General features: G+C 69.9%; 13 protein-coding genes. 2 read left to right on the top strand and 11 right to left on the bottom strand.

The genetic code is table 11. The features are described 5' to 3' along the window. The first annotated feature begins 48 nt into the window (after positions 1–48). The gene (locus I5071_RS28080; RefSeq protein ID WP_236516029.1) at positions 49–4,908 is read left to right on the top strand and encodes a hypothetical protein; all 4,860 of its coding nucleotides are present in this window, start codon (positions 49–51) and stop codon (positions 4,906–4,908) included. 21 nt (positions 4,909–4,929) lie between these two features. Here the strand turns inward: I5071_RS28080 and I5071_RS28075 are convergent, their stop codons facing one another. The 7 genes from I5071_RS28075 to I5071_RS28045 form a co-directional block, all read right to left on the bottom strand. Continuing rightward, positions 4,930–5,505, bottom strand: coding sequence for a hypothetical protein (locus I5071_RS28075; RefSeq protein WP_236516027.1), 576 nt, complete (start codon positions 5,503–5,505; stop codon positions 4,930–4,932). After that, on the bottom strand, positions 5,502–7,046 hold the full coding sequence (locus tag I5071_RS28070) for a SpoVR family protein (protein WP_236516026.1): 1,545 nt from the start codon (positions 7,044–7,046) through the stop codon (positions 5,502–5,504). The genes I5071_RS28075 and I5071_RS28070 overlap by 4 nt, the downstream gene beginning before the upstream one ends. A 66-nt stretch (positions 7,047–7,112) precedes the next feature. Beyond that, positions 7,113–9,224: an ATP-binding protein gene (locus I5071_RS28065; protein WP_236516024.1), complete on the bottom strand. Its 2,112-nt coding sequence runs from the start codon at positions 9,222–9,224 to the stop codon at positions 7,113–7,115. 74 nt (positions 9,225–9,298) lie between these two features. Next, positions 9,299–10,408: a DUF444 family protein gene (locus tag I5071_RS28060; protein ID WP_236516022.1), complete on the bottom strand. Its 1,110-nt coding sequence runs from the start codon at positions 10,406–10,408 to the stop codon at positions 9,299–9,301. 260 nt (positions 10,409–10,668) lie between these two features. Then, on the bottom strand, positions 10,669–12,144 hold the full coding sequence (locus tag I5071_RS28055; protein WP_236516021.1) for a MopE-related protein: 1,476 nt from the start codon (positions 12,142–12,144) through the stop codon (positions 10,669–10,671). Between the two features lie 41 nt (positions 12,145–12,185). After that, a complete protein-coding gene (locus tag I5071_RS28050; RefSeq protein ID WP_236516020.1) occupies positions 12,186–13,094 on the bottom strand; it encodes a tetratricopeptide repeat protein in 909 nt (302 codons plus the stop codon). 34 nt (positions 13,095–13,128) lie between these two features. After that, a complete protein-coding gene (locus I5071_RS28045) occupies positions 13,129–13,914 on the bottom strand; it encodes a hypothetical protein (protein ID WP_236516013.1) in 786 nt (261 codons plus the stop codon). Between the two features lie 190 nt (positions 13,915–14,104). Here I5071_RS28045 and I5071_RS28040 point away from each other — a divergent pair, with 190 nt between their 5' ends. Then, positions 14,105–14,359 (top strand): hypothetical protein, encoded by a 255-nt coding sequence (locus I5071_RS28040; RefSeq protein ID WP_236516011.1) that lies wholly within the window; start codon positions 14,105–14,107, stop codon positions 14,357–14,359. Here I5071_RS28040 and I5071_RS28035 read toward each other — a convergent pair whose 3' ends face one another. The 4 genes from I5071_RS28035 to I5071_RS28020 all read right to left on the bottom strand — a co-directional run bounded on the left by I5071_RS28035 (position 14,360) and on the right by I5071_RS28020 (position 19,187). Continuing rightward, positions 14,360–15,337, bottom strand: a complete 978-nt coding sequence (locus tag I5071_RS28035; RefSeq protein WP_236516006.1) for a DMT family transporter — start codon at positions 15,335–15,337, stop codon at positions 14,360–14,362. Positions 15,338–15,358: 21 nt separating this feature from the next. Further along, positions 15,359–16,207 (bottom strand): AraC family transcriptional regulator, encoded by an 849-nt coding sequence (locus I5071_RS28030; RefSeq protein WP_236516004.1) that lies wholly within the window; start codon positions 16,205–16,207, stop codon positions 15,359–15,361. Between the two features lie 12 nt (positions 16,208–16,219). Further along, positions 16,220–17,026 carry a hypothetical protein gene (locus I5071_RS28025; RefSeq protein ID WP_236516003.1) on the bottom strand — a complete coding sequence of 269 codons (807 nt, stop codon included), beginning with the start codon at positions 17,024–17,026 and terminating at the stop codon, positions 16,220–16,222. 109 nt (positions 17,027–17,135) lie between these two features. Next, a complete protein-coding gene (locus I5071_RS28020; protein WP_236515999.1) occupies positions 17,136–19,187 on the bottom strand; it encodes a PrkA family serine protein kinase in 2,052 nt (683 codons plus the stop codon). Positions 19,188–19,391 lie beyond the last annotated feature (204 nt).

The following is a 19,391-nucleotide window of genomic DNA, read 5'->3' as shown; positions in this document are numbered from 1 at the left end:
CCGCTGGGAGGGCGGAACGTGAGGCGGGCTTCATCTTGGTCCAGAGTCGTGCAGCTCGCGCTGAGCGCGCTCGTCGTCGCGGGGTGCGCACCGAGCAGCACCGACGACTCGCTCGAGACGACCTACGATCCGAGCGCCGTCGAGCGCGAGGTGCAACGCGTCTTCGACGATGCGGCCTGCTACTGCGAGTCGCACCTGCTCTGGCCGAACATCTCGGCCACCGCCGACGTGCGGACCGACATCCTGCGGCCCGCGACCGTCGGTCTCCTCGGCGACGGACGGCTCACGACGTTCGTCCAGCGCACCGCGGGCGCGCGCACCGGCGAGATCACCGCGCCTCCGTACTGCGCGCTCGGCGAGGACGCGGCGCGCGCGTCGCTCTCGCGACGCCAGTGGGCGCCCGGCGATGCCGCGGTGAACGCGTGCGCGGGCTGGCCGAGCGCGTCGATCTCGCACGTGTTCTGTCAGGCGGAATTCGATCACTGCCTCGGGCTCGAGCTGCGCCTCGCCGCGGAGTCGACGACGCATCGCCTCGAGGGTCCGGTGCGCGCCGCGGTGCTCGCCGAGGCATCGCAGCGATCGCGCGCGAGCGCGGCGCGCGGGCTCGCCGAGCTCACGCGGCTGCGCACCGCGGGCGTGTGCCCGACCGGCACCACCGACGCCGACTGCCTGCGCATCGCGAACGGCTACGAGCGCACGCTGCACCTGCGCGCCGACGACGCGGTGAGCACCGCGACCGAGCTCGACGAGACGATGGTGCTCGCGTCGCGCGCCGCGGCCGATGCGACGAGCCCTGCCGAGGTCGAAGGCGGCACGTTCTCCGAGGCGGTGTTCGGGCCGCGCTCGCGTCGCGCCGCGCTCGCATCGCAGCTCTACGGCGCGACGCCGTTCGCAGCGCAGCGCACCGTGCCGGGGCCGTCGATGCCGATGAGCGTCGGCGGCGCGCTCGAGGTCTACTACTTCGGGTTCCCGCCCGACCTCCGGCCGCTCGCGTTCCGCGGCACGCAGATCCGCGTGCTCCAGGAGCGCGCCGACTTCCCGCTGCCGAGCCCGCTCACGGTGAGCGGCAGCGCGTCGCCCATCCCCGCCGGGACGCGGGTGAACGTCTACCTCGTGCACTTCGAGTACCCGAACCAGCCGGCGCGCCGCGCGGGCAGTCTGTTCGTGTTCGATCGCCGCATCCTCGGCGTGATCTCGGACCACGCGGCGCTCCTCGCGAGCGATGCGATCGTCGGTCGCGCCGGCACGATGTACTCGACGTCGCCAGGGCGCGGCATCGATCTCGGCAGCGGCTCGACCGACGACCGCATGACGCTCCTGCGCCACGAGCTGACGCTCGATCTCGCGGTCACGCCCGGCCTGATCGACGAAGTGCGCATCGTGACCCTCGCGACGCCGGATCAGCCCGAGCAGGTGCTCTCCGTCCCGCGCGGCGGTGAGCTGCCCTACGCGACGCGCTCGTACTCCGACGTCCGCGTCGCCCGCGCGCTCGAGCTGCTCCGCCAGCACGCCGTCCCGCTGAGCCACACCGCCTGCGTCGACGCGACGACCGGCGAGATCACGCAGCCGCAATGGCTCGCGGCGGACGCGGCCGAGACCACGCGGATGTACGACGCGCTGGAGGCCGCGCTGCGCACCGCGCTCGGACGACCGGCGCGCGCGGCGGGCGAGCGCGCTCTCACCGACGAGGTGCACGGCGTGCGATCGAGCGACGTCGCGGCCGCGGTCGAGCTCCTGCGCGACGGCGAAGCGGTGCTCGAGGGCGTCGTGATCGCGCCGGCGCGCGGAAGCGCGTGTCCGTCGCGCTCGATCGTGCAGGGCACCCCCGCGCTGCGACAGCGCAGCCTGCTCGCGCTCCAGGCCTCGCTCGCGCGCGCCGGCGGCGGCGGCGAGGCGGGCTCGAAGGATCCGTCGTGGTACACGCCGTCGCGCTCGCAGCTCGCGGCGGTCGGCGCAGCGGGCGCGGCGCAGATCCTGCGGCTCCAGCTCGTGACCACGATGCCGGCCGATCCGTCGCTGCGCAGCACCGCCGAGGCGACGCTCGGGCTCCTCGACGCGCAGATCGGCAGCGCGTGGACCGAGTGGCGCGTGTGCGACGGGGGCCCGGGCTGCCCTGGAGACACGTCGTTCACCGGCACGTGGTCGGTGTTCGAGCGCAGCGGCGCGCACCTGCCGCGCGGCATCGCCGTGATGGTGCCGCGCGCGTCCGACGTGCGGTGTCTGGTCGCGGGCCGCGAGCCGCTCGCGCCGCCAGGCACGAGCGCGAGCTGCAGCCACGTGACCAACGACCCTGCGCGCTACACGCGCATGACCGAGGTCACGTCGGGCTTCGGCGGCGCGACGGGCTGCACGGTCGGCTTCGCGGTCGGCCCGTACTGCCGTCGCTCGTTCACCACGCCCGGGATGCGCGCCTTCGCGCCCGAGGTCCCGGTGCACGTGCTGTGGTGCGCGCGCGAGCCCGGCGATGCGGCGAACACCTGCCGCAGCCACGCGCTGCTCGACGTGATCTATCCCGGCGCCGGCACGCAGGTGCACGCGTTCGGCGGCACGCTCGCGGCGGAGCTCGCGGAGACGCTCGCGGTCGATCCCGCGGACCCCGCGATGCCGCTCTACAACTCGCTCGGCTTCACCAGCAGCTTCGTGCCGCCGCTCGAGGGCGAGCTCGTCGAGAACGGCGATGGTCGCGAGGACAGCTGGCGCAGCTATCTCGACTCGGCGGAGCGCGCGCAGAGCGAAGCGACCGATCTCCTGACGCGCGCGCGCGAGCACGAGCTGCAGCAGCTCGCGTACGAGCGCGAGGTCGAGGCCGAGCTCGCGAGCGCCGCGCTCGCCCAGCAGGCGACGGTCTCGGAGCTGTGCGGCGCCGAGAGCCCCGAGGCGACGTGCGTGCTCCCGCGCGCGTCCGCGCCGGTCTCGCTGCACGAGCTCGGGCTCGTCCGCGCGCCCGCCGAGAACGCGTTCTGCGCGACCTACGATCCGGCGACCCAGCCCGCGCCCACTTCGCGCGAGCAGTGGTTCGATCACCTGCTCCAGGTGCTGCGCTGCAGCCACCATCAGATTGCGGCGTCGGTGGCGTCGATCCGCTTGCACGAGCTGCCGCAGGTCGTGGTCGAGGAGATCCGCGCGGCGTCGGGCGGCGATCTCGAGGCCGGTCAGTTCGCGCCGTACGGCGGTGAGACGCGCCAGCAGCTCATCGCGCTCTTCCAGGATCTCCAGCAGATCCGCACCTCGTTCTCCGACTATCACGCGACGTTCAACGCGGCCGAGAGCGAGCTGCTCGTGCACCGCAGCCAGTTCCTCTCGATCAGCGACTCGTGGTGGGACTCGCTCTCGTGCGGCGTGCGCACGTTCCTCCGCGGCGCCGCGGTCACGGTCGCGATCGCCGCTGCGGTCGCCGCCGCGACGATCGTCACCGGCGGCACCGCGACGATCGGCCTCGCCGCGACGCTCGCCGCAGTGGGCGGGACCATCGGCGGAATCGGCGCGATCATGGGCGAATTCGACGCGTGCAGCGATCAGGAACGACGACGTCAGGAGATCCTGAGCGAGGCGTTCGGCGACTTCGCGCTGCGCCTCTCGCAGATGCAGCACCTCACGTGGAGCGGCGCGCAGATGGTCACGCGCGTCGCGGCGGCCGATGGTCGCTTCGACGACATCGAGCGCGAGGTGCGCCTCGCGCAGCAGCGCCGCGAGATCGCGGAGGCGCTGGCGCAGAGCGGCGTGGCCGGTGATCCGCTGTGGCGTGCGACGTTGGTGGTCGAGCGCCGCCGCGCCGAGGACGCGCTCGTGCGCGCGCAGCGGTACGCGTTCGTCGCGCGCCGCGCGATCGAAGTGCGGCTCGCGCTCGATCTGCCCTCGATGAGCGCGGAGGAGCCGTACGTCGATCCCCCCGCGTCGTGGGCGAACGACGTGTTCGACCTGCAGGACGCGGTGACGCAGGTCGAGGTCGACGGGACGACCCGTCGCGACCGACGTGCGCGGCGAGCTGCTGCAGGACTACGTGCGCTCGCTGCGCGGCTTCGTCGACGGTTATCCGATCTCGCATCGCTTCAGCGAGGGCAGCGACCTGCAGATCATCAACCTCGGCGACGCGATCCCGCTGGATCCTGCGATGTCGGCGACGCTCGAGAACGAGGTGCCGTTCGTGTCGCGCGTGCTCTTCGAGTGCCACGGTGCGAGCGGTCTCCTGCCGGGCGGCGTGCCGCCGGGCGTGGAGATCGATCCCGCGCAGCCGCCCGAGCCGTGTGGGGTGTTCGAGCAGGGCGGCACGACGATCGATCTCGGCGGTGTCTCGCGCGCGGTGCTCGCGTTCGCGATCCCCTCCGAGCTCGAGCACGGCTACTTCGCGGATCGCCTCGCGCGCGGGAACTTCAACTACCGCATCGAGCGCGTGGCCGTGAACCTCGTGGGGCGCGCGCTCTTCGACTGCGAGCGCGCGACGCGTCCCGTCGAGTGCTACGGCGACGGCAACATCCAGGTCTCGATCCGCCACGAGGGGCGCACGACGCTGGACGACTGGGACGGCGAGGAGCGCTTCTTCGCGTTCGAGCCCGGCGTGATCACCCGCGCGCGTGCGATCGCCGACGAGCGCTGGCTGACGAACCCGATGTCGGGCACCGACGCCGCGCTGATCGCGCCCTACGAGCGCTCCGAGTGGTGGGGTCGTCCGCTCGCGGGCTCGTACCTGCTCGAGATCCACGCGCGCCCCGAGATGGACTGGACGAACCTCGAGAACGTGCAGGTCCTCCTGCGCTACCACTACTGGACCCACCAGCGCTGAGTGAGCGGGAGGGGTCTTGGAAGACCCCTCCCCCCGACCGGCGAAGCCGGATCGGGTCCCCCACCTCAAACGCTGCGCGCGGGTCCCCAGCCCCGCTTGCCCCGGGAAGCGAGCCGCTCGATGCGTGACGTCGCGCGGCTCTTCTCGTCTCAGGGCGTCAGCTCGAGCGCATCGGCGAGGCTCTCCAGTCGCTCCGGCCACGCCCACAGCGCGGTGGGCTCGCTCGCTTCGCGTGGTGCCGCAGCGTACGCGTCGAAGTCCGCCATCATCGTGTCGCACGCGCTCACCGCCGCAGCGTCGATCGCGGCCGCGTCCTGACCGGGGATGGCGCTCAGCGCCGAGCCCATCAGCGCGGGACATCGCGCCCGCGCGCGCTCGGCAGCCGCGGTGATCTGCGCGAGCCGGTCCTGCGACATCGGCGGATCGTCCCACGTCCGACCCGCGTTCCACGCCCACGGCGACGCCAACGCCTCGCGCAGCCCCGCGCATGGCGTGTCGCCCATCGTCAGGAAGAGCCCGCGAACCAGCTCGACGTCGTCCTCGAAGAGCGAACGTGCCGGCTCCTCGAGCACGGCCCATCGTGTCGTCCGCGTCGACTCGATGCGCTCGCACGCGCCGTCGACGCGCGCTCGCGCGCTCACGTTGCGCGACACGTTCCACGCGTACGCGATCGCCGGCACCGAGAGCGCGATCGCGCCGGCGACCGCCCACTTCGCCGAGCTCACCGTAGCGGCCGCTGCACGTGCTCCTTGCCGTCGAAGCGCAGCAAGGTCGGCTTGTTCTCGACCTTCGTGTGGATCTCCACCGGTCGACGCCACACCCGCACGAGCGACTTCAGCACTTCGCGCGCCCAGTCGAGACGCAGATCGATCCCCTGGTGATCGTGCTCCATCAGGAGCTCACCGCGATTGCCGAGGTTCGAGTCCACCACGCGGATGAAGGGCTGTCCTGCGTTCGTCAGCTGGAAGAGGAGCTTCTCCTTCACTTCCTTGAACTTGCGGCTCTCGATCTCCCAGCGATCGTTGCGCGCGTTGTAGCCGAACGAATAGAGCTTCTGCTCCGCGACGAACTCCGGCGTGAGGAACTCGTCGATGAAGGTCACGTCGTTGTAGAGCGAGCGCACCTCGAAGATCTTCTTGCGCCCGAGCCCGGTGCGGCGGTTCCAGGAGCGACGCGCCTCGAGGTCGTCGCAGTCCTCCCACTCCTTGCCGAACTGGCCCTTGTTCCAGCGCTCCTCGACGTGGCGATAGAGCTCGACGCCGAGCTTGTACGGATTGAGACGGCCATTGCCGGTCTCCATCACGCTCGCATTGCGCTCTGCGTACTCGATGATCTCGCCGTCGTCGCAGATCTTCTCGGTCATCAATCGAGAGTGCCAATAGCTGGCCCAGCCCTCGTTCATGATCTTCGTCTGCATCTGCGGCCAGAAGTAATAGGCCTCGGCGCGGATGCCCCACAGCACGTCGCGCTCCCATCGCTCGAGCGGCGCGTGATCGAGGAGGAAGCCGAGCACGTCGCGGTCGGGCCGCTCGGGGACGCGCTTCGCCTTCTCCTTCTCGGCGTCCATCTTCTTCTGCTGCGACTCGACGAACTCACGAGGATTGATGAAGTCCTCCATGTAGTCCTTGTCGACGCGCAGCTTCGCGACCTCCTCGGGCTCCTCCTCGAGGAACTCGAAGTCCTTCTTCTTCGGCGCCTGCTTCGGCGGCTCGAAGGGCTTCGCGGGGTCGATCAGGTTCTCCAGCGACAAGCAGGTGTCGATGAACTCCTCGACCTTCTCGATGCCGACACGATCGGCCCAGCGGCGGATGGTCGCGCCGTGGTTCGCCATCGTGTCGATCCACTTCCGGATCGGCTGATCGGTCTGGCGATCGATGCCCTGGTTCGTCGCGCGGAAGTAGTAGTTGTTCTTGAAGAAGTCGACGTGCGCGAAGACGTGCGCCATCACGAGCTTCTGATCGACGAGCGAGTTGCCCTCGAGCAGGTAGGCGATCGACGGGTTGTTGTTGATCACCATCTCGTAGATCTTCGACAGCCCGTACTCGTAGCTCTTGCTGAGCTGCTCGTACTCCATGCCGAAGCGCCAGTGCGGGTAGCGCACCGGGAACCCGCCGTACGCGGCGAGCTCGTTCATCTGGTCGTACGAGACGACCTCGAACATCGTCGGGAAGAAGTCCAGCCCGTAGCCGCGCGCGTACTCTTCGACCTGCTTCTGGATGTCCCGGAGGTACGCAGGCGTCGACGTGTTGAGGGCGTACTTGGCCATGTATGCCGAGTGTACCTCAGCACCAGCGCTCCGCCCCGCAAGCTTGGGTAGTCCCGGGGTCGAGCCTCAGGCCGTGGTGACGTGGGGCGTGCTCTCGGCAGCGCTCGCCGCGTCGCGCGTCTCGAGCCGGCGCGCCACCGCGACCAGCAGCGCGTCCATCGTGAACGGCTTCGTGAGCAGCTCCGCGTGCTCCGAGAGCGCGTCGTCGATCGGCTCGGCGGCGTAGCCGGTCACGAAGATCACCGGACAGAGCGGGTCACGACGCCGCACCGTGCGCGCGAGATCCGGGCCCGAGAGCCCGGGCATCACCACGTCGGTCACGAGCAGATCGAAGGGCCACTCACCCCAGCGATCGAAGGCCTCCGCCGCGTTCATCGCGGCGCGCACCTCGTGCCCCGACTCGCGCAGCGCGACCTCGACCGAGCGTCGCAGCGCGGGCTCGTCCTCGACCAGCAGGATGCGCGCGACGCGCCGCGGGCCCTCCTCGGAGATCTCGACCGGCTCGATCGCACGCTGCGCCACCGCGAGCGGGAGCACGACCTCGATGCGCGTGCCCTCGCCCGGCGCGCTCTCCACGTCGATGCGCCCGCCGCTCTGCGTGACCGCGCCGTACACCATCGCGAGCCCGAGCCCGCTGCCCTGGCCGTGCCGCTTCGTCGTGAAGAAGGGATCGAACATGTGCCGGCGCGTCTCGTCGTCCATGCCGACGCCGGTGTCCTCGACGACCAGCCGCGCCCACGCCGAGCCCTCGATCTCGATCGACTCCGTCGCGATGTGCAGCCGCCCGCCCGAGGGCATCGCGTCGCGCGCGTTGAGCGCGAGGTTCATCAGCACCTGATCGATCTGCCCGCGATCCGCGAGCACCACGAGCGGCTCGTGCGCGAGCGAGACCTCGACCTCGATGCGCTCGCCGATGACGCGACCGAGCACGCGCACGCTCGCGCTCACCGCATCGCGCAGATCGAGGGGACGCCGGTGCAGCGGCTGGCGGCGCGCGAGCGCGAGGAGCTGCCGCGTGAGATCCGCGGCGCGCATCGCGGAGTCGCGCACGTCGTCGAGCTCGGCGGTCGGCTGCTGCCCGCGATCGACACGCAAGCGCGCGAGATCGGCGGCAGCGACGATCGCGCCGAGCACGTTGTTGAAGTCGTGCGCGATGCCGCCCGCCATGCGCCCCAGCGCTTCCATGCGCTGCGCCTGCGCGAGCTCCTCGCGGAGGCGCTGCTCCTCCGTGACGTCGCGCATCGAGCCCTCGAACCAGCGCACCTGGCCCTTCGCGTCGCGCACGCGGCGCCCGTGCACCGCGACCTCGATGGTGCTCCCGTCGCGTCGCTTGAGCCGCACGGTGTCGATGTCGCCGTCCTGATGGGCGAGGATGCGCGCGCGATCCGCAGCGTTCGCGTAGACGTCGCGCATCAGATCGAGCGCGAGCAGCTCGGACTCGTGCTCGTAGCCGAGCATGCGCACCAGCGCGGGGTTCGCCGCGACGAACCTTCCTTGCGGGCTCGTGCGGAAGAAGCCCTCGATCGCGCCGTCGAAGAGCTCTTGATAGCGCGCAGAGCTCGCGCGCTCTTCGCGGCGCGCTTGCTCGAGGTGCAGCATCAGCATGCCGATGCCGACGCACGTCGCGAGCAGCGTCGCGAGCGTGAAGCCCCACGGCGCGAACCACCGCACCTCGCGCAGGAACGGGTAGTTCCACGAGTGCAGGCCCCAGAGCAGCAGCGCGACGCACGTGATCGTGCGCGCGGTCCGCGTGCCCTCCGCGCGCAGCAGCACGAGCGCGCCGGTCACGCGCGCCAGGCCGAGGAACGTCGAGGTCGGCAGGTGCACGATCGCGAAGGGCAGCGCGAGCCATCGCGCGACCCCGCCCGACACGCCGACGAGCAACGCGGCTGCGATCCAGCCTCGATGCGAGCGGCGCCCCGCGAAGCGCATCGCGCCGTCCATCATCCACCACGCGCCGGCGGTCTGCAGGATCGTGCTCGCGAGCTCGAGCACCACCGCGCCGCCGATCGAGATGTCGACCGCGAGGATCAGATGTCGCGCGCCGTCGAGCGCGTGCGCCCAAGCCCAGGCTCGTAGGTGCTCGCGCCGCTCACGGAGGTACAGCACGGCGAACACCGAGAACAGCACGAGATCGGCTGCCCCCATGCCGAATGCGAACGGGATCAGATCCGCCATCGAACGCGGCGATGGTACCGAACTCGGGCCGTGCCCGTCGACGGACACCCCACGGAAGGATGGGGCTCAGCCGATCACTTCCCCTTGCCGAGGAACTCCTTGATCGACTCGATGATCGCGTCGCGGTCGCGGATCTCGCTGGTGATCACGCTGTCGTTCTTGCCGAGGTGCTCGCGCAGATCCTTGATGAACTGCCCGGAGCCATACGGCGACTCGACCTGCCCGTAGCAGAACACGTTGCTCACCGGCAGCAGCTTCGTCTTGAGCAGCTCGATGCAGAGCAGCGTGTCGTCGACCGACCAGTTGTCGCCGTCGGAGAAGTGGAACGGATAGATGTTCCACTCGCTCGCGGGATAGTCGGCGTCGATGATCTGCGCCGCGAGCTTGTACGCGCTCGAGATCATCGTGCCGCCCGACTCGCGCGTGCGGAAGAACGTGTCGCGATCGACCTCGCGCGCGACGGCGTCGTGGATGATGTAGCGGGTCTCGAGGCCCTTGTACTGCTTCTTGAGCCACGCATCGATCCAGAAGGACTCGATGCGCACGATCTCCTTCTGCTCGTCGCCCATCGAGCCGGAGACGTCCATCATGTAGAGGATCACCGCGTTCGCGACGGGCTCTTCCTCGGTCTTCCACGAGCGGAAGCGCAGGTCGTCGCGGGTCGGGATCACGATCGGTCGCGACGGGTTGTACGTGCCCATCGAGATCTGTCGCTTCAGCGCCTGCTTGTACGTGCGCTTGAAGTGGCGGAGCGAGTTCGGACCGACGCGGCGAACGCCGACGTAACGATCCTTCTGATCGACGAGCTTGCTCTTGCCGCGGTTCTCGATGTTCGGCAGCGCGAGCTCTTCGCCGAGGATGTCGGCGAGCTCGTCGAGCGTGACGTCGACCTCGAGAACGTGCTGGCCCGCGTCCTGGCCCGCCTTGCCCTGGCCGTCGCCTTCGCCCTCGCCGCCGCCCACGGCATCGCCGGGCTCACCATCGCCCTGACCGACGCCGCCCTGCTGGCGGTCCGAGTAACGGAAGCGCGGGATGTCGATCTGCGGGATGGGGATGGACACCACGTCCTTCCCCTGCTTCCCCATCAGCTCTCCCTGCGACACGTAGCGCCGCAGGTTCTGCCGGATCTTGCCGCGGACGATGTTCTTGAACCGCGAGTGGTCCTGGTCGATGCGGAGCGACACGAGCAAGAGCATAGCCCCCCTCGCGCGCGATTGCTCGCGTTCGAGGGCTGGGGCGATCCGCAACGCGCGCTCTCGTCGACTACGCTCCGCTGCGCTGGGCGCGAGTGCGGGACCGAGTCCGTGCCGACGGGGAGGTCGGCCGCGGGTGTGCCTGGGGGCACGCGGCGATCGGGCCGCAACCTTCTCCGATCGAGAACGACCGGACCCCGGCTCGCGGTCGAGCCGGGGCCCACTCGTGCGTCAGCGCATTGTCGTCGATCTCAGCGACAGCGCTGCCGGTAGAGCTGCGTGTTCGTCCCGCACGACGTCCGGCCGTTCACGCAATAGTCGTAGTTCTCCTGAGCTCCGCAGGCAGGCGCCGTGTTGTCGCTCCAGCCGAAGTCGCGGTAGCAGCGTCCGTTGATACACGGGATGATGACGAAACACGGCGGCGTCGTGCACGGGGGCGGGTCGGGACGCTCCTGCTGGTTCGTGCCGTCGCAATTGTAGTCGTAGGCACTCAGCGCCGGAGCTCCGGGGATCGCGCTCGCGAACCACGTCTCCTGCCCCGGGAACACGCTCGGATTCGCGTCGTTGCAGTCGTACGTCGTGCGATTGCCTGCGATGGGGCGAGTCGTCGTCCACCGCGCGATCGCCGGGTTCGGACAACCGGTGTTCGCCGGCGGCGTGCAGACCATCGGTGCGGTGGTCGGATTCAGAGCCGCGAAGCCGTCGCCGTCGCAATCCGCATAGTGCGTGGGCGCCGTCTCGTCCGCGCCGCCGACGCAGTTGTTGTCGCGCCCATCGCAGATCTCCTCGGCGCCCGGGTACACCGTCTCGTCGACGTCGTTGCAGTCGTTCGCGGCGGTCCCGAGGCACGAGTAGCTCGTGCCGTCGAGCACGTATGCGCTCGGCGGGTATCCATCGGCGTCGGCGTCACGCAAGGTGTGAACGCATCCCATCAGGGGATCGCACGTGTCGACCGTGCAGTCGGGGCCCCAGTCGCCGCGTCCGTTGGTGAAGTTCTCGGCGTCGGCGCAGTCGAGCGCATCACCGGCCGAGCAGGTGTGCGTCGCGACCTCGCAGGTCTCCGTCCCGTCGCAGACCGTTTCGTTCTGACACTCCGCGTCGTTCTCGCAGCTGTACGTGCAATCCGTGTCGCAACCGTCGCCGTCCTCGCTGTTGCCGTCGTCGCACTCTTCACCCTCGCCGAGCACGCCGTTGCCGCAGCCGCGGCTCACGCACACGCCGGCGCGACACTGACCGATCGTCGGATCGTCGGTCCCGCCGTCGAAGTCGACGCCGGCGTCCTCGATGCCGGCGTCCGGCATCCCGGCGTCCACGTCGGGCACGTCGGCGAGCGTGCACTCGGCTCCGTCGTCGAGGTCCGTGCCGGGCACGCAGCGGTGCTCCTCACACCTCGCCTCTCCGTCGCACTCTTCGTCGTCAGCGCAGTCGCTGTCGATCGAGCACGTGAAGATGCAGCTCGTCGGCTCGCAGCCGTCGCCGCGTTCGTCGTTGCCGTCGTCGCATTGCTCGTCGCGCGCGGTGTCGACGACTCCGTCGCCGCACGTGCTCACGGCGCACGCCTCGTCGACGCAGACGCGCCCGTTGCCGCACTCGGTTCCGTTCGTGACGCCGGTGCACGACTCCACGGCCCCCGCGTCGCGATCCTGGATCGCGTCGTCCACGATCACCGAGCAACCTGCACCGCTCACGCCTGCGCCGATCGCCAGCGCCGCGAGCAGGACACGCATCGTCGTCATCTTCATCTCACGCCCCCACGAAGCGAAGAACATCAGAACGACCCCGCGACCGCGACGCCGCCGCCGCTCGAGCCGCCCCACGGCGCGAGCGAGATGCGCTCGGGCTGGCGCTCCTCGCCGCCGCCCGAGTCGCTCACGAGCAGCACGATCAATCCCGCTGCCGCGAGCGCGACGCCGGCGCCCATCGTGATGTCCGCGCCGAGCGCGAGACCGCGCGCCGCGTCGGCCTCGGGCGAGTCGCGACCCGGCGCGTTCTCGGCGTCCGAGAGCGCGATGCCGCCCATGATCGCACCCGCGATCAGCGCCGCGCCGCCCGCCGAGAACAGGATGATCGGCACCACCGGCAGCTCGCCGCCGCCCTCCGCGACCTGCGCGCCACCACCGCTCGCAACCTGCATCTCGACCGTGACGTCGACCGACTGCCCGGCGGGCACGACCACCGTCGACGTGAACTCGCTGTATCCCTGCGCGCGCACCGCGATGCGATGCGAGCCCGGCGGGACCTGGATCGGATCGGGGCGCGGCGTGCGTCCGCGATCCTCGCCGTCGACCAGGATCGTCGCGCCCTCGGGCCCCCCGGTCACGCGCACGCTGGTGCGGCCCACGCGCTCGCGCAGCGCCGACACGCGCGCGCGCGCGTCCGACTGGTGCTCGTCGTTCGGATCGGCACGCTCGAGGTAGAGCTCGAGCGCGCGGATCGCGTCCTCGAGCCGACCGAGCCGCTCGTACGCCTGCGACAGGTTGAACTGCAGCAGCGGGCGCGGGTCGAGCTCGTACGCGCGCGTCCACTGCTCGATCGCCGCGTCGTAGTCGCCCTGCGAGTACGCCGTCTGGCCGCGCTGGAAGAGCGTGCGCGCGTCCTCCTGCGCGAGCCCCAGCGCAGGCACGAGCGCGATCGACAGCGCTGCGAGCAGCGCGATCCAGGTCCCCCGAGCGATCATCCGGTCCCTCCCTCGAAGCTCAGACTACCGAAACTCACTGCGACGACGCGAGCACGCTGGCATCACCACGGCCCGGCCGTGCGCGCGCGAGCAGCTCGCGGAAGAGCGGTCGCCACGTCGCCCAGCCGTGATTGCCGTCCTGCTGCAGCACGTGGCCCTCGGGCAGCACGCGCGCGAGCACTTCGTCCCCGGGCGCGAGCCGCTCGCCGTTCGCGAACCCGAGGTAGAGCGCGGGCATCGACTCCGGATCGTCGACGTAGCCGCGCAGCCACGACCACAGGAAGAGCGAGTAGTTGTCGCCGGTCATGCGCGCCGGCATCTCGCTCGGCGGCGTCCACTCCGCGAGCCCGCCGGCGTCGATCACCGTGCGCACGAACGACTCCTCGCCGAGGTAGGGCGAGAGCAGGATGATCCCGTCGACGTGGCGCGTGTAGGCGCTCGCCGTGAGCAGCGCGCCGAGCCCACCCATCGAGACGCCGACGATCCAGATCTCGTCGTACCCGCGCGCCAACGCCGGCGCGAGCACGTCCTCCCAGACCTTCTCGGCCACGTTGCCGTCGCCGTAGTAACGGACGTGGAGGTTCACCGCGACCGAGTCGCACGCGGCGCCCGATCGCAGCAGGTCCTGGGGGAACCCGTGATCGAGATACGTGTCGGGGCCGTCGAGCATGCCCGGCAGGAAGATCATGAGGCAGCCCTGCCGCTCGCCCTCCTCGCGCAGCACGGCGAGGGCTGGCACCGGGCGCGATGGGGACTGCACGAAGTAACAACCACCGAGGACGAGCGCGGCGAGCGCGGACGCGAGGAGCGAACGAAGCATGGCGCGCATCGTTCCACTCCACGGGCCCACTGCCAAACGTCGTGCAACACCGGCTCCGGAGGCGCTCTCCGCAACGCGCGGGCCAGCAGAAATGCGCGGAATTCGCGCGCCGCGCTGCGACCGATGGTCACGTCGCGCAACTCTCGCGCGATCGTTTGCCCGTCCACGCGCGTCGGGCGAGCATGACGCGATGCGGACGATCCTCGCGCTCGCCTTCGCGCTGTTGGTGCTCGCTCCATCGGCGCGCGCCGACGTGATCGAGACCTGTCCGGACGGACAGCACTTCGAGTCGAACCCGGTGCCCGAGGGCGCGATGCACCACGGCGGCGGGCGCTGCGTCGAAGATCAGGGCGCGGGCGGCTGCGCCGTCGGGCACGCGCGTGGATCGGCGGGGCTCGTCGTGGTGCTCGCCGCGCTCGCGCTGATCGCCGCGCGACGTCGTTGATCACGTGCTCTCGAGCGGCGCCGGCTCGGTCTCTCGCGGCGCGCGCAGCGCCCACGCGACGCCGACGACCAGCAGCACGATGCCCGCGACCGTCGTCGCGTCGGGCAGACGTCCGCGCAGCACGAACGCGTACGTCAGCGCGGACAGCGTCTCGAACACGATGAGCTGTCCCGCGATCTGCGTCGGCAGGCGCTGGCTCGCGCGGTTCCAGCACGTCGCGCCGAGCCACGACGCGAGGAGGCCGACCACCAGCATCGCGATCACGAAGCGCGACGGCGTCGGCCCGAGCGGCAGCGGGAACCGGTCCTCGCCGGTGATCGCGCTCCACGCGAGGAACCCCGCATAGCCGATCGCGGCGATCGGCAGCGTCACGACGCCCTGCGCGGTCGCCCAGGTCGAGGCCGATCGGGTGCGCGACGCGCGCAGCCACGCCGCGTTGCGGATCGGGTACCAGGTCCAGCACACGAGCGCGCCGATCGCGAGCACGCCGCCGATCGCGTAGCGCCGGGGATCGGCGCTCGGATCGGCGCGCAGCGCCTGCCACTCCGCGTGGTTCACCAGCGCGATGCCGATCGCGATCAGCGCGAGCGAGGGCGCGAGCCGCGCCCAGGGCACGCGCTCGCCGCGCGCGTTCGACACCAGCGCGATCACCACCGGGAGCGTGCCGATGATCATCGTCGGCAGCGGCGCGCCCGCGCGCTGGATCGCGGCGGCGAGGCACAGGTAGTAGAGGACGTTGCCGACCAGCGCGAGCTTCGTCGCCTCGATCCAGTCGGCGCGCGAGAGCGCGCGCAGCTGCGTGCGACCGATCCACGCGAGCGGGATCGCGATCACGCCGAACGCGACGTATCGCCCGAACGAGAGCGCCGCCGCCGGATACTCGGGGAGCAGCACCGGCACGACGAACACGAGCCCCCAGAGCAGCCCGGCGGCGAGCGCGTAGAGCGACCCGGAGACGTTGGCGTCACGATCGGACATCGCGGCACGGATTGGTGCGGATCAGCGGTGCGGTCTTGAACCAGCTTGCTGCTGGTAGCGCGCGGGCGTGGCCCCGTAGCGGCGCACGAACGCGCGCGTCAGGTGCGCTTGATCGGCGAGCCCGACCGCGGCGGCGATCGCGGCGGGACGCTCGCCGCGCGCGAGCCTTCGCTTCGCGTCGGCGAGCCGCAGCGCCATCAGCATCTCGTGCGGCGTCGCGTGGTGCGCGGCCTTGAACCGGCGCTGGAAGTGGAACGGGCTGAGCCCCGCGATCGCAGCGAGCTCGGCGAGCGTGTGGCGCGCGTCGAGGCGTGCGCGCATCGCGTCGATCACCCGCTCGAAGCGCGCCTCGGCTTCGGGCCGCGCGACGCGTGCGACGCGCGCATGCGGGCGCAGCGTGTCGAAGAGCGAGAGCAAGAGCCCGTCGAACGCGAGCGCGTCGTGCGCGCCCCAGAGCGCCGCGAGGATCCCCGAGACGTGCCGTGCGCGCGCCGCATCGCGCGCGAGCGCGTCGTCGAACCACCAACCGCGCTCGCCGGTGATCTCCGCCGCGACCTCGGGCTCGACGTAGATCATCCGATAGCGCCACCCCTCGCGCGTCTCGGCGCGCCCGGTGTGCACCTCGTCGGCGTTCATCATCACGAGCGAGCCCGCGGGCGCGACGTGCTCGCTGCCGCGATAGCGAATGCGCTGCACGCCTTCGTCGATCGCGCCGAGCCCGAGCGCGAGGTGCACGTGCGGCTCGAACGCGTGCCGCACGATGTGCGCGCGATAGAGCTCGATCCCGTCGCGATGGGCGGGACGCCGGAACGCCGCACGATCGCGCACGTCCTCGAACTGCTGCGGCACGCCGTCCACGCGCCGCAGCATGCGGCGCCGCGATCAGAACGGCACGCCGGCGTCCCGCGGAGGCGGCGGAGGCGGAGGCGGGGGAGGCGGCGGCGGAGGCTGATCCGCGCACAGCCCCGCGACGCGCGTCGACTTCGAGCAGCGGCAGCGCCATCCGGCTCCGGCGTGACAGCCGCTCGCGTGGCCAGACGCGTGCAGCATCACGAGCCGCACGGAGTCGCCCTCGTTTCCCGGATCCATGCGCTCCAGCTCGGTGTCGAGCGCGGGCGCCGGATCGAGCCACGTGGGCCTCTGGCGCGCGATCCAGAGCGCATGCTCGATCGGCGTCGCGATGTTGTCGGGCTCGATGTGCGCGCGCGTCCACAGCGTCCCGCCCGGGTGCTCGATGACGGCCGCACCCTCGGGAAACTCCTCGTGCGGCGCCCGGGACGGAGCGAGCCACGCCTCCTCGACCGCATCGAGCGTCGCCCAGCCGCTCGACGCGCCCTCGACGTCGATGCGCACGTGCACGCCGCGGAGATCGACGTTCGCGTGGCGGATCATCGCGAAGAGCGACCCGTCGTCGCCGGTCCACGTGATGGTCTGCTCGCCTTCGTGGTGGATGCGCACCACCGCGTTGGGCGGGTACGTCCCGGGCGGCGCGACGACACCCGCGACCGTCCCCCGCTCCAGCACCTCGCCCTCGGGGACCTCCGCACCCTGAGGGAGATCGCACGTGCAACCGACGTTCTCGATCAGCTCGTAGTCGGCGACTGAGCAGACCCAGACCGGTGCGGGGCCCTCGACGCACCCGATCCCGAGCGCCACCGCGGCGAGCGAAAGCCAAGCACCTGTTCGCATCGAGCACACCCCTCGGCGTTCGTCGGCGAGTCGAGCGCACTCTTCCAAGAAGCGCAACGGGGCGCCCTCGTCTCCGAGAGCGCCCCGCCGCAATCACCCTGGATGTCGACTACTTCTTCACGTCGCCGCGCGCGAAGATCGACGCGACGTACGAGAGCACGTCCTTCGCGCTCGCCTCGTTGTAGCCGTAGTACTTGATCAGACGATCCTTGATGACGTCGATCTTGTCCTGCGTGTCCTTGTCGATGACGTTCGACACGAACGACGAGAGCTTGATCGAGTCCTTCTGATCCTCGAAGAGCTTCATCTCGAGGGCGCGGCGCAGGCGATCGTTGGTGTCGTAGGAGAACTTCTTCCCCTCGATCGCGAGCGCACCGATGTAGTTCATGATCTCGCGCCGGAAGTCGTCCTTGCGCGACTCCGGGATGTCGATCTTCTCCTCGATGGAGCGCATGAGTCGCTCGTCCGGCTCCTCGTCACGGCCGGTGTAGCGATTCTTGACCTTCTCCTTGAGCGTGTACGCGCGGACGTTGTCGATGTAGTTCGCGCTGAGCCGCGAGATCGCCTCTTCGTCCGCCGAGATCGCGCGCTGGACCTCGTTCTTCACGATCTCTTCGTACTCGCCCTTCACGACGCCGATCATCTCCTGGTACTTCTTCTTCTGCTCGACGTCGGAGAGCAGCGAGTGGTGCGCGAGGCCCTTCTCGAGCTCGTTCAGGACCATGAACGGATTGATGTATCCCTCGACACCGTCTCTCACGAGCGCGTTCGAGATCTTGTCCTGCACGTAGCGCGGGGAGATGCCGTCGAGGCCCTCGCGATTGGCCTCCTTGCGCAGCTCCTTCACGTTGTCCTGGGTGAAGCCCGGCAGCGTCTTGCCGTCGTAGAGCTTCATCTTCTGGAGCAGCGAGAGCTGGTGCTTCTTCGGCTCCTCGAGCCTCGTGAGCACCGCCCACATCGCCGCGACCTCGAGCGTGTGCGGCGCGACGTGCTTTCCGCGCAGGCGCTCGGGGCCGAACTCCTTCTTGTAGATCTTGACCTCTTCCGAGATCTTCGTGATGTACGGGATGTCGATCTTGATCGTTCGATCCCGGAGCGCCTCCATGAACTCGTTGGAGAGCAGCTTCTTGTACTCGGCCTCGTTCGTGTGACCGATGATCACTTCGTCGATGTCGGTCTGCGCGAACTTCTTCGGCTTGATCTTCCGCTCCTGCGTCGCGCCCAGCAGGTCGTAGAGGAACGCGACGTCGAGCTTCAGGATCTCGACGAACTCGATGATGCCGCGGTTCGCGATGTTGAACTCACCATCGAAGTTGAACGCGCGAGGATCGGAGTCCGATCCGTACTCGGCGATCTTTCGATAGTTGATGTCGCCAGTCAGCTCGGTCGAGTCCTGGTTCTTCTCGTCCTTCGGCTGGAAGGTGCCGATGCCGATCCGGTCCTTCTCGCTCAGCACGAGTCGGCGCACGCGCACGTGCTTCGCGATGACCTGGCCCCAGTCACCGCCGTACTTCTCCATCAGGCAACGGAAGATGTAGCGGCTCGCGGGATTGAGCGTGCCCGGCGACACCACGCGCGCGCGATCGGTGCCGAGGTGCAGATCCTTGATCGCGCGCTCGCGCCACTCCTCGGGGATCAGCTTGAGCGGCTCCTCGTTCATCGGGCACGGAAGCTCGTCCGCGTCGCCTGCGAGGCCCGTCTCCTTGAGATTGACCCACTTGTACGTGTAGAGCGCGCCTTCCTGCGTGCGCGAATAACGCTCGATGCCCTTCTTGAGCAGCCGCGCGATCGTGCTCTTGCTCGAGCCGACCGGGCCGTGGAGCAAGATGATGCGCTTCTCGGGGCCGTACCCGAGCGCCGCTGCGTGCAGCACGTTGACGAGCCGCATGAGCGGGATGTCGAGACCGAAGACTCCGTCCTTCCCACCGTCGATGGGATCGCTGAAGAACGGATAGCGCACGAGGCGCTTCTTGTTGTCGATGTACTCTTCCTCGCCGTAGCTGACGATCATGTCGTACAGGCGCTGGAAGGCGTTCCGGGTGACCTGGGGACGCTCGCGCACGACGCGGAGGTACTCCTCGAAGGAGCCTTCCCAGTTGAGATCGCGATACGTCGCGTAGTCCTGCAGCGAAGCGATACGAGAGACGAGGCTGTCTTCCATCAGTGCCATTGAAGGTGTGTTCCTCTCGTGACCCGCGGTGATTCGATTCGGTGATGCAGCGTACCACGCGTTCCGAGCGCGATCCCCGCGCACGATCCCCGTACGATCGTCATAGACCCCTCGGTCTCGGGTGCTACCCTTTCCGGGCTCATGCGTTCGCCCCCCCGCCGCGTGATCGCGACGAACGAGTCGGGAGCGAAACCC

Source organism: Sandaracinus amylolyticus, assembly GCF_021631985.1.
GTDB lineage: Bacteria > Myxococcota_A > Polyangia > Polyangiales > Sandaracinaceae > Sandaracinus > Sandaracinus amylolyticus_A.
Note: the sequence above shows the minus strand (reverse complement) of the source record. Positions and strands in the feature narration are given on the sequence as shown.

What these genes read in the sequence shown, in the direction of transcription:
- I5071_RS28070 (WP_236516026.1), bottom strand. Translation starts at nt 7,046, where the DNA reads ATGGCCAAGTACGCCCTCAACACGTCGACGCCTGCGTACCTCCGGGAC.
- I5071_RS28065 (WP_236516024.1), bottom strand. Translation starts at nt 9,224, where the DNA reads ATGGCGGATCTGATCCCGTTCGCATTCGGCATGGGGGCAGCCGATCTC.
- I5071_RS28055 (WP_236516021.1), bottom strand. Translation starts at nt 12,144, where the DNA reads ATGCGTGTCCTGCTCGCGGCGCTGGCGATCGGCGCAGGCGTGAGCGGT.
- I5071_RS28050 (WP_236516020.1), bottom strand. Translation starts at nt 13,094, where the DNA reads ATGATCGCTCGGGGGACCTGGATCGCGCTGCTCGCAGCGCTGTCGATC.
- I5071_RS28045 (WP_236516013.1), bottom strand. Translation starts at nt 13,914, where the DNA reads ATGCTTCGTTCGCTCCTCGCGTCCGCGCTCGCCGCGCTCGTCCTCGGT.
- I5071_RS28040 (WP_236516011.1), top strand. Translation starts at nt 14,105, where the DNA reads ATGCGGACGATCCTCGCGCTCGCCTTCGCGCTGTTGGTGCTCGCTCCA.
- I5071_RS28035 (WP_236516006.1), bottom strand. Translation starts at nt 15,337, where the DNA reads ATGTCCGATCGTGACGCCAACGTCTCCGGGTCGCTCTACGCGCTCGCC.
- I5071_RS28030 (WP_236516004.1), bottom strand. Translation starts at nt 16,207, where the DNA reads ATGCTGCGGCGCGTGGACGGCGTGCCGCAGCAGTTCGAGGACGTGCGC.
- I5071_RS28025 (WP_236516003.1), bottom strand. Translation starts at nt 17,026, where the DNA reads ATGCGAACAGGTGCTTGGCTTTCGCTCGCCGCGGTGGCGCTCGGGATC.
- I5071_RS28020 (WP_236515999.1), bottom strand. Translation starts at nt 19,187, where the DNA reads ATGGAAGACAGCCTCGTCTCTCGTATCGCTTCGCTGCAGGACTACGCG.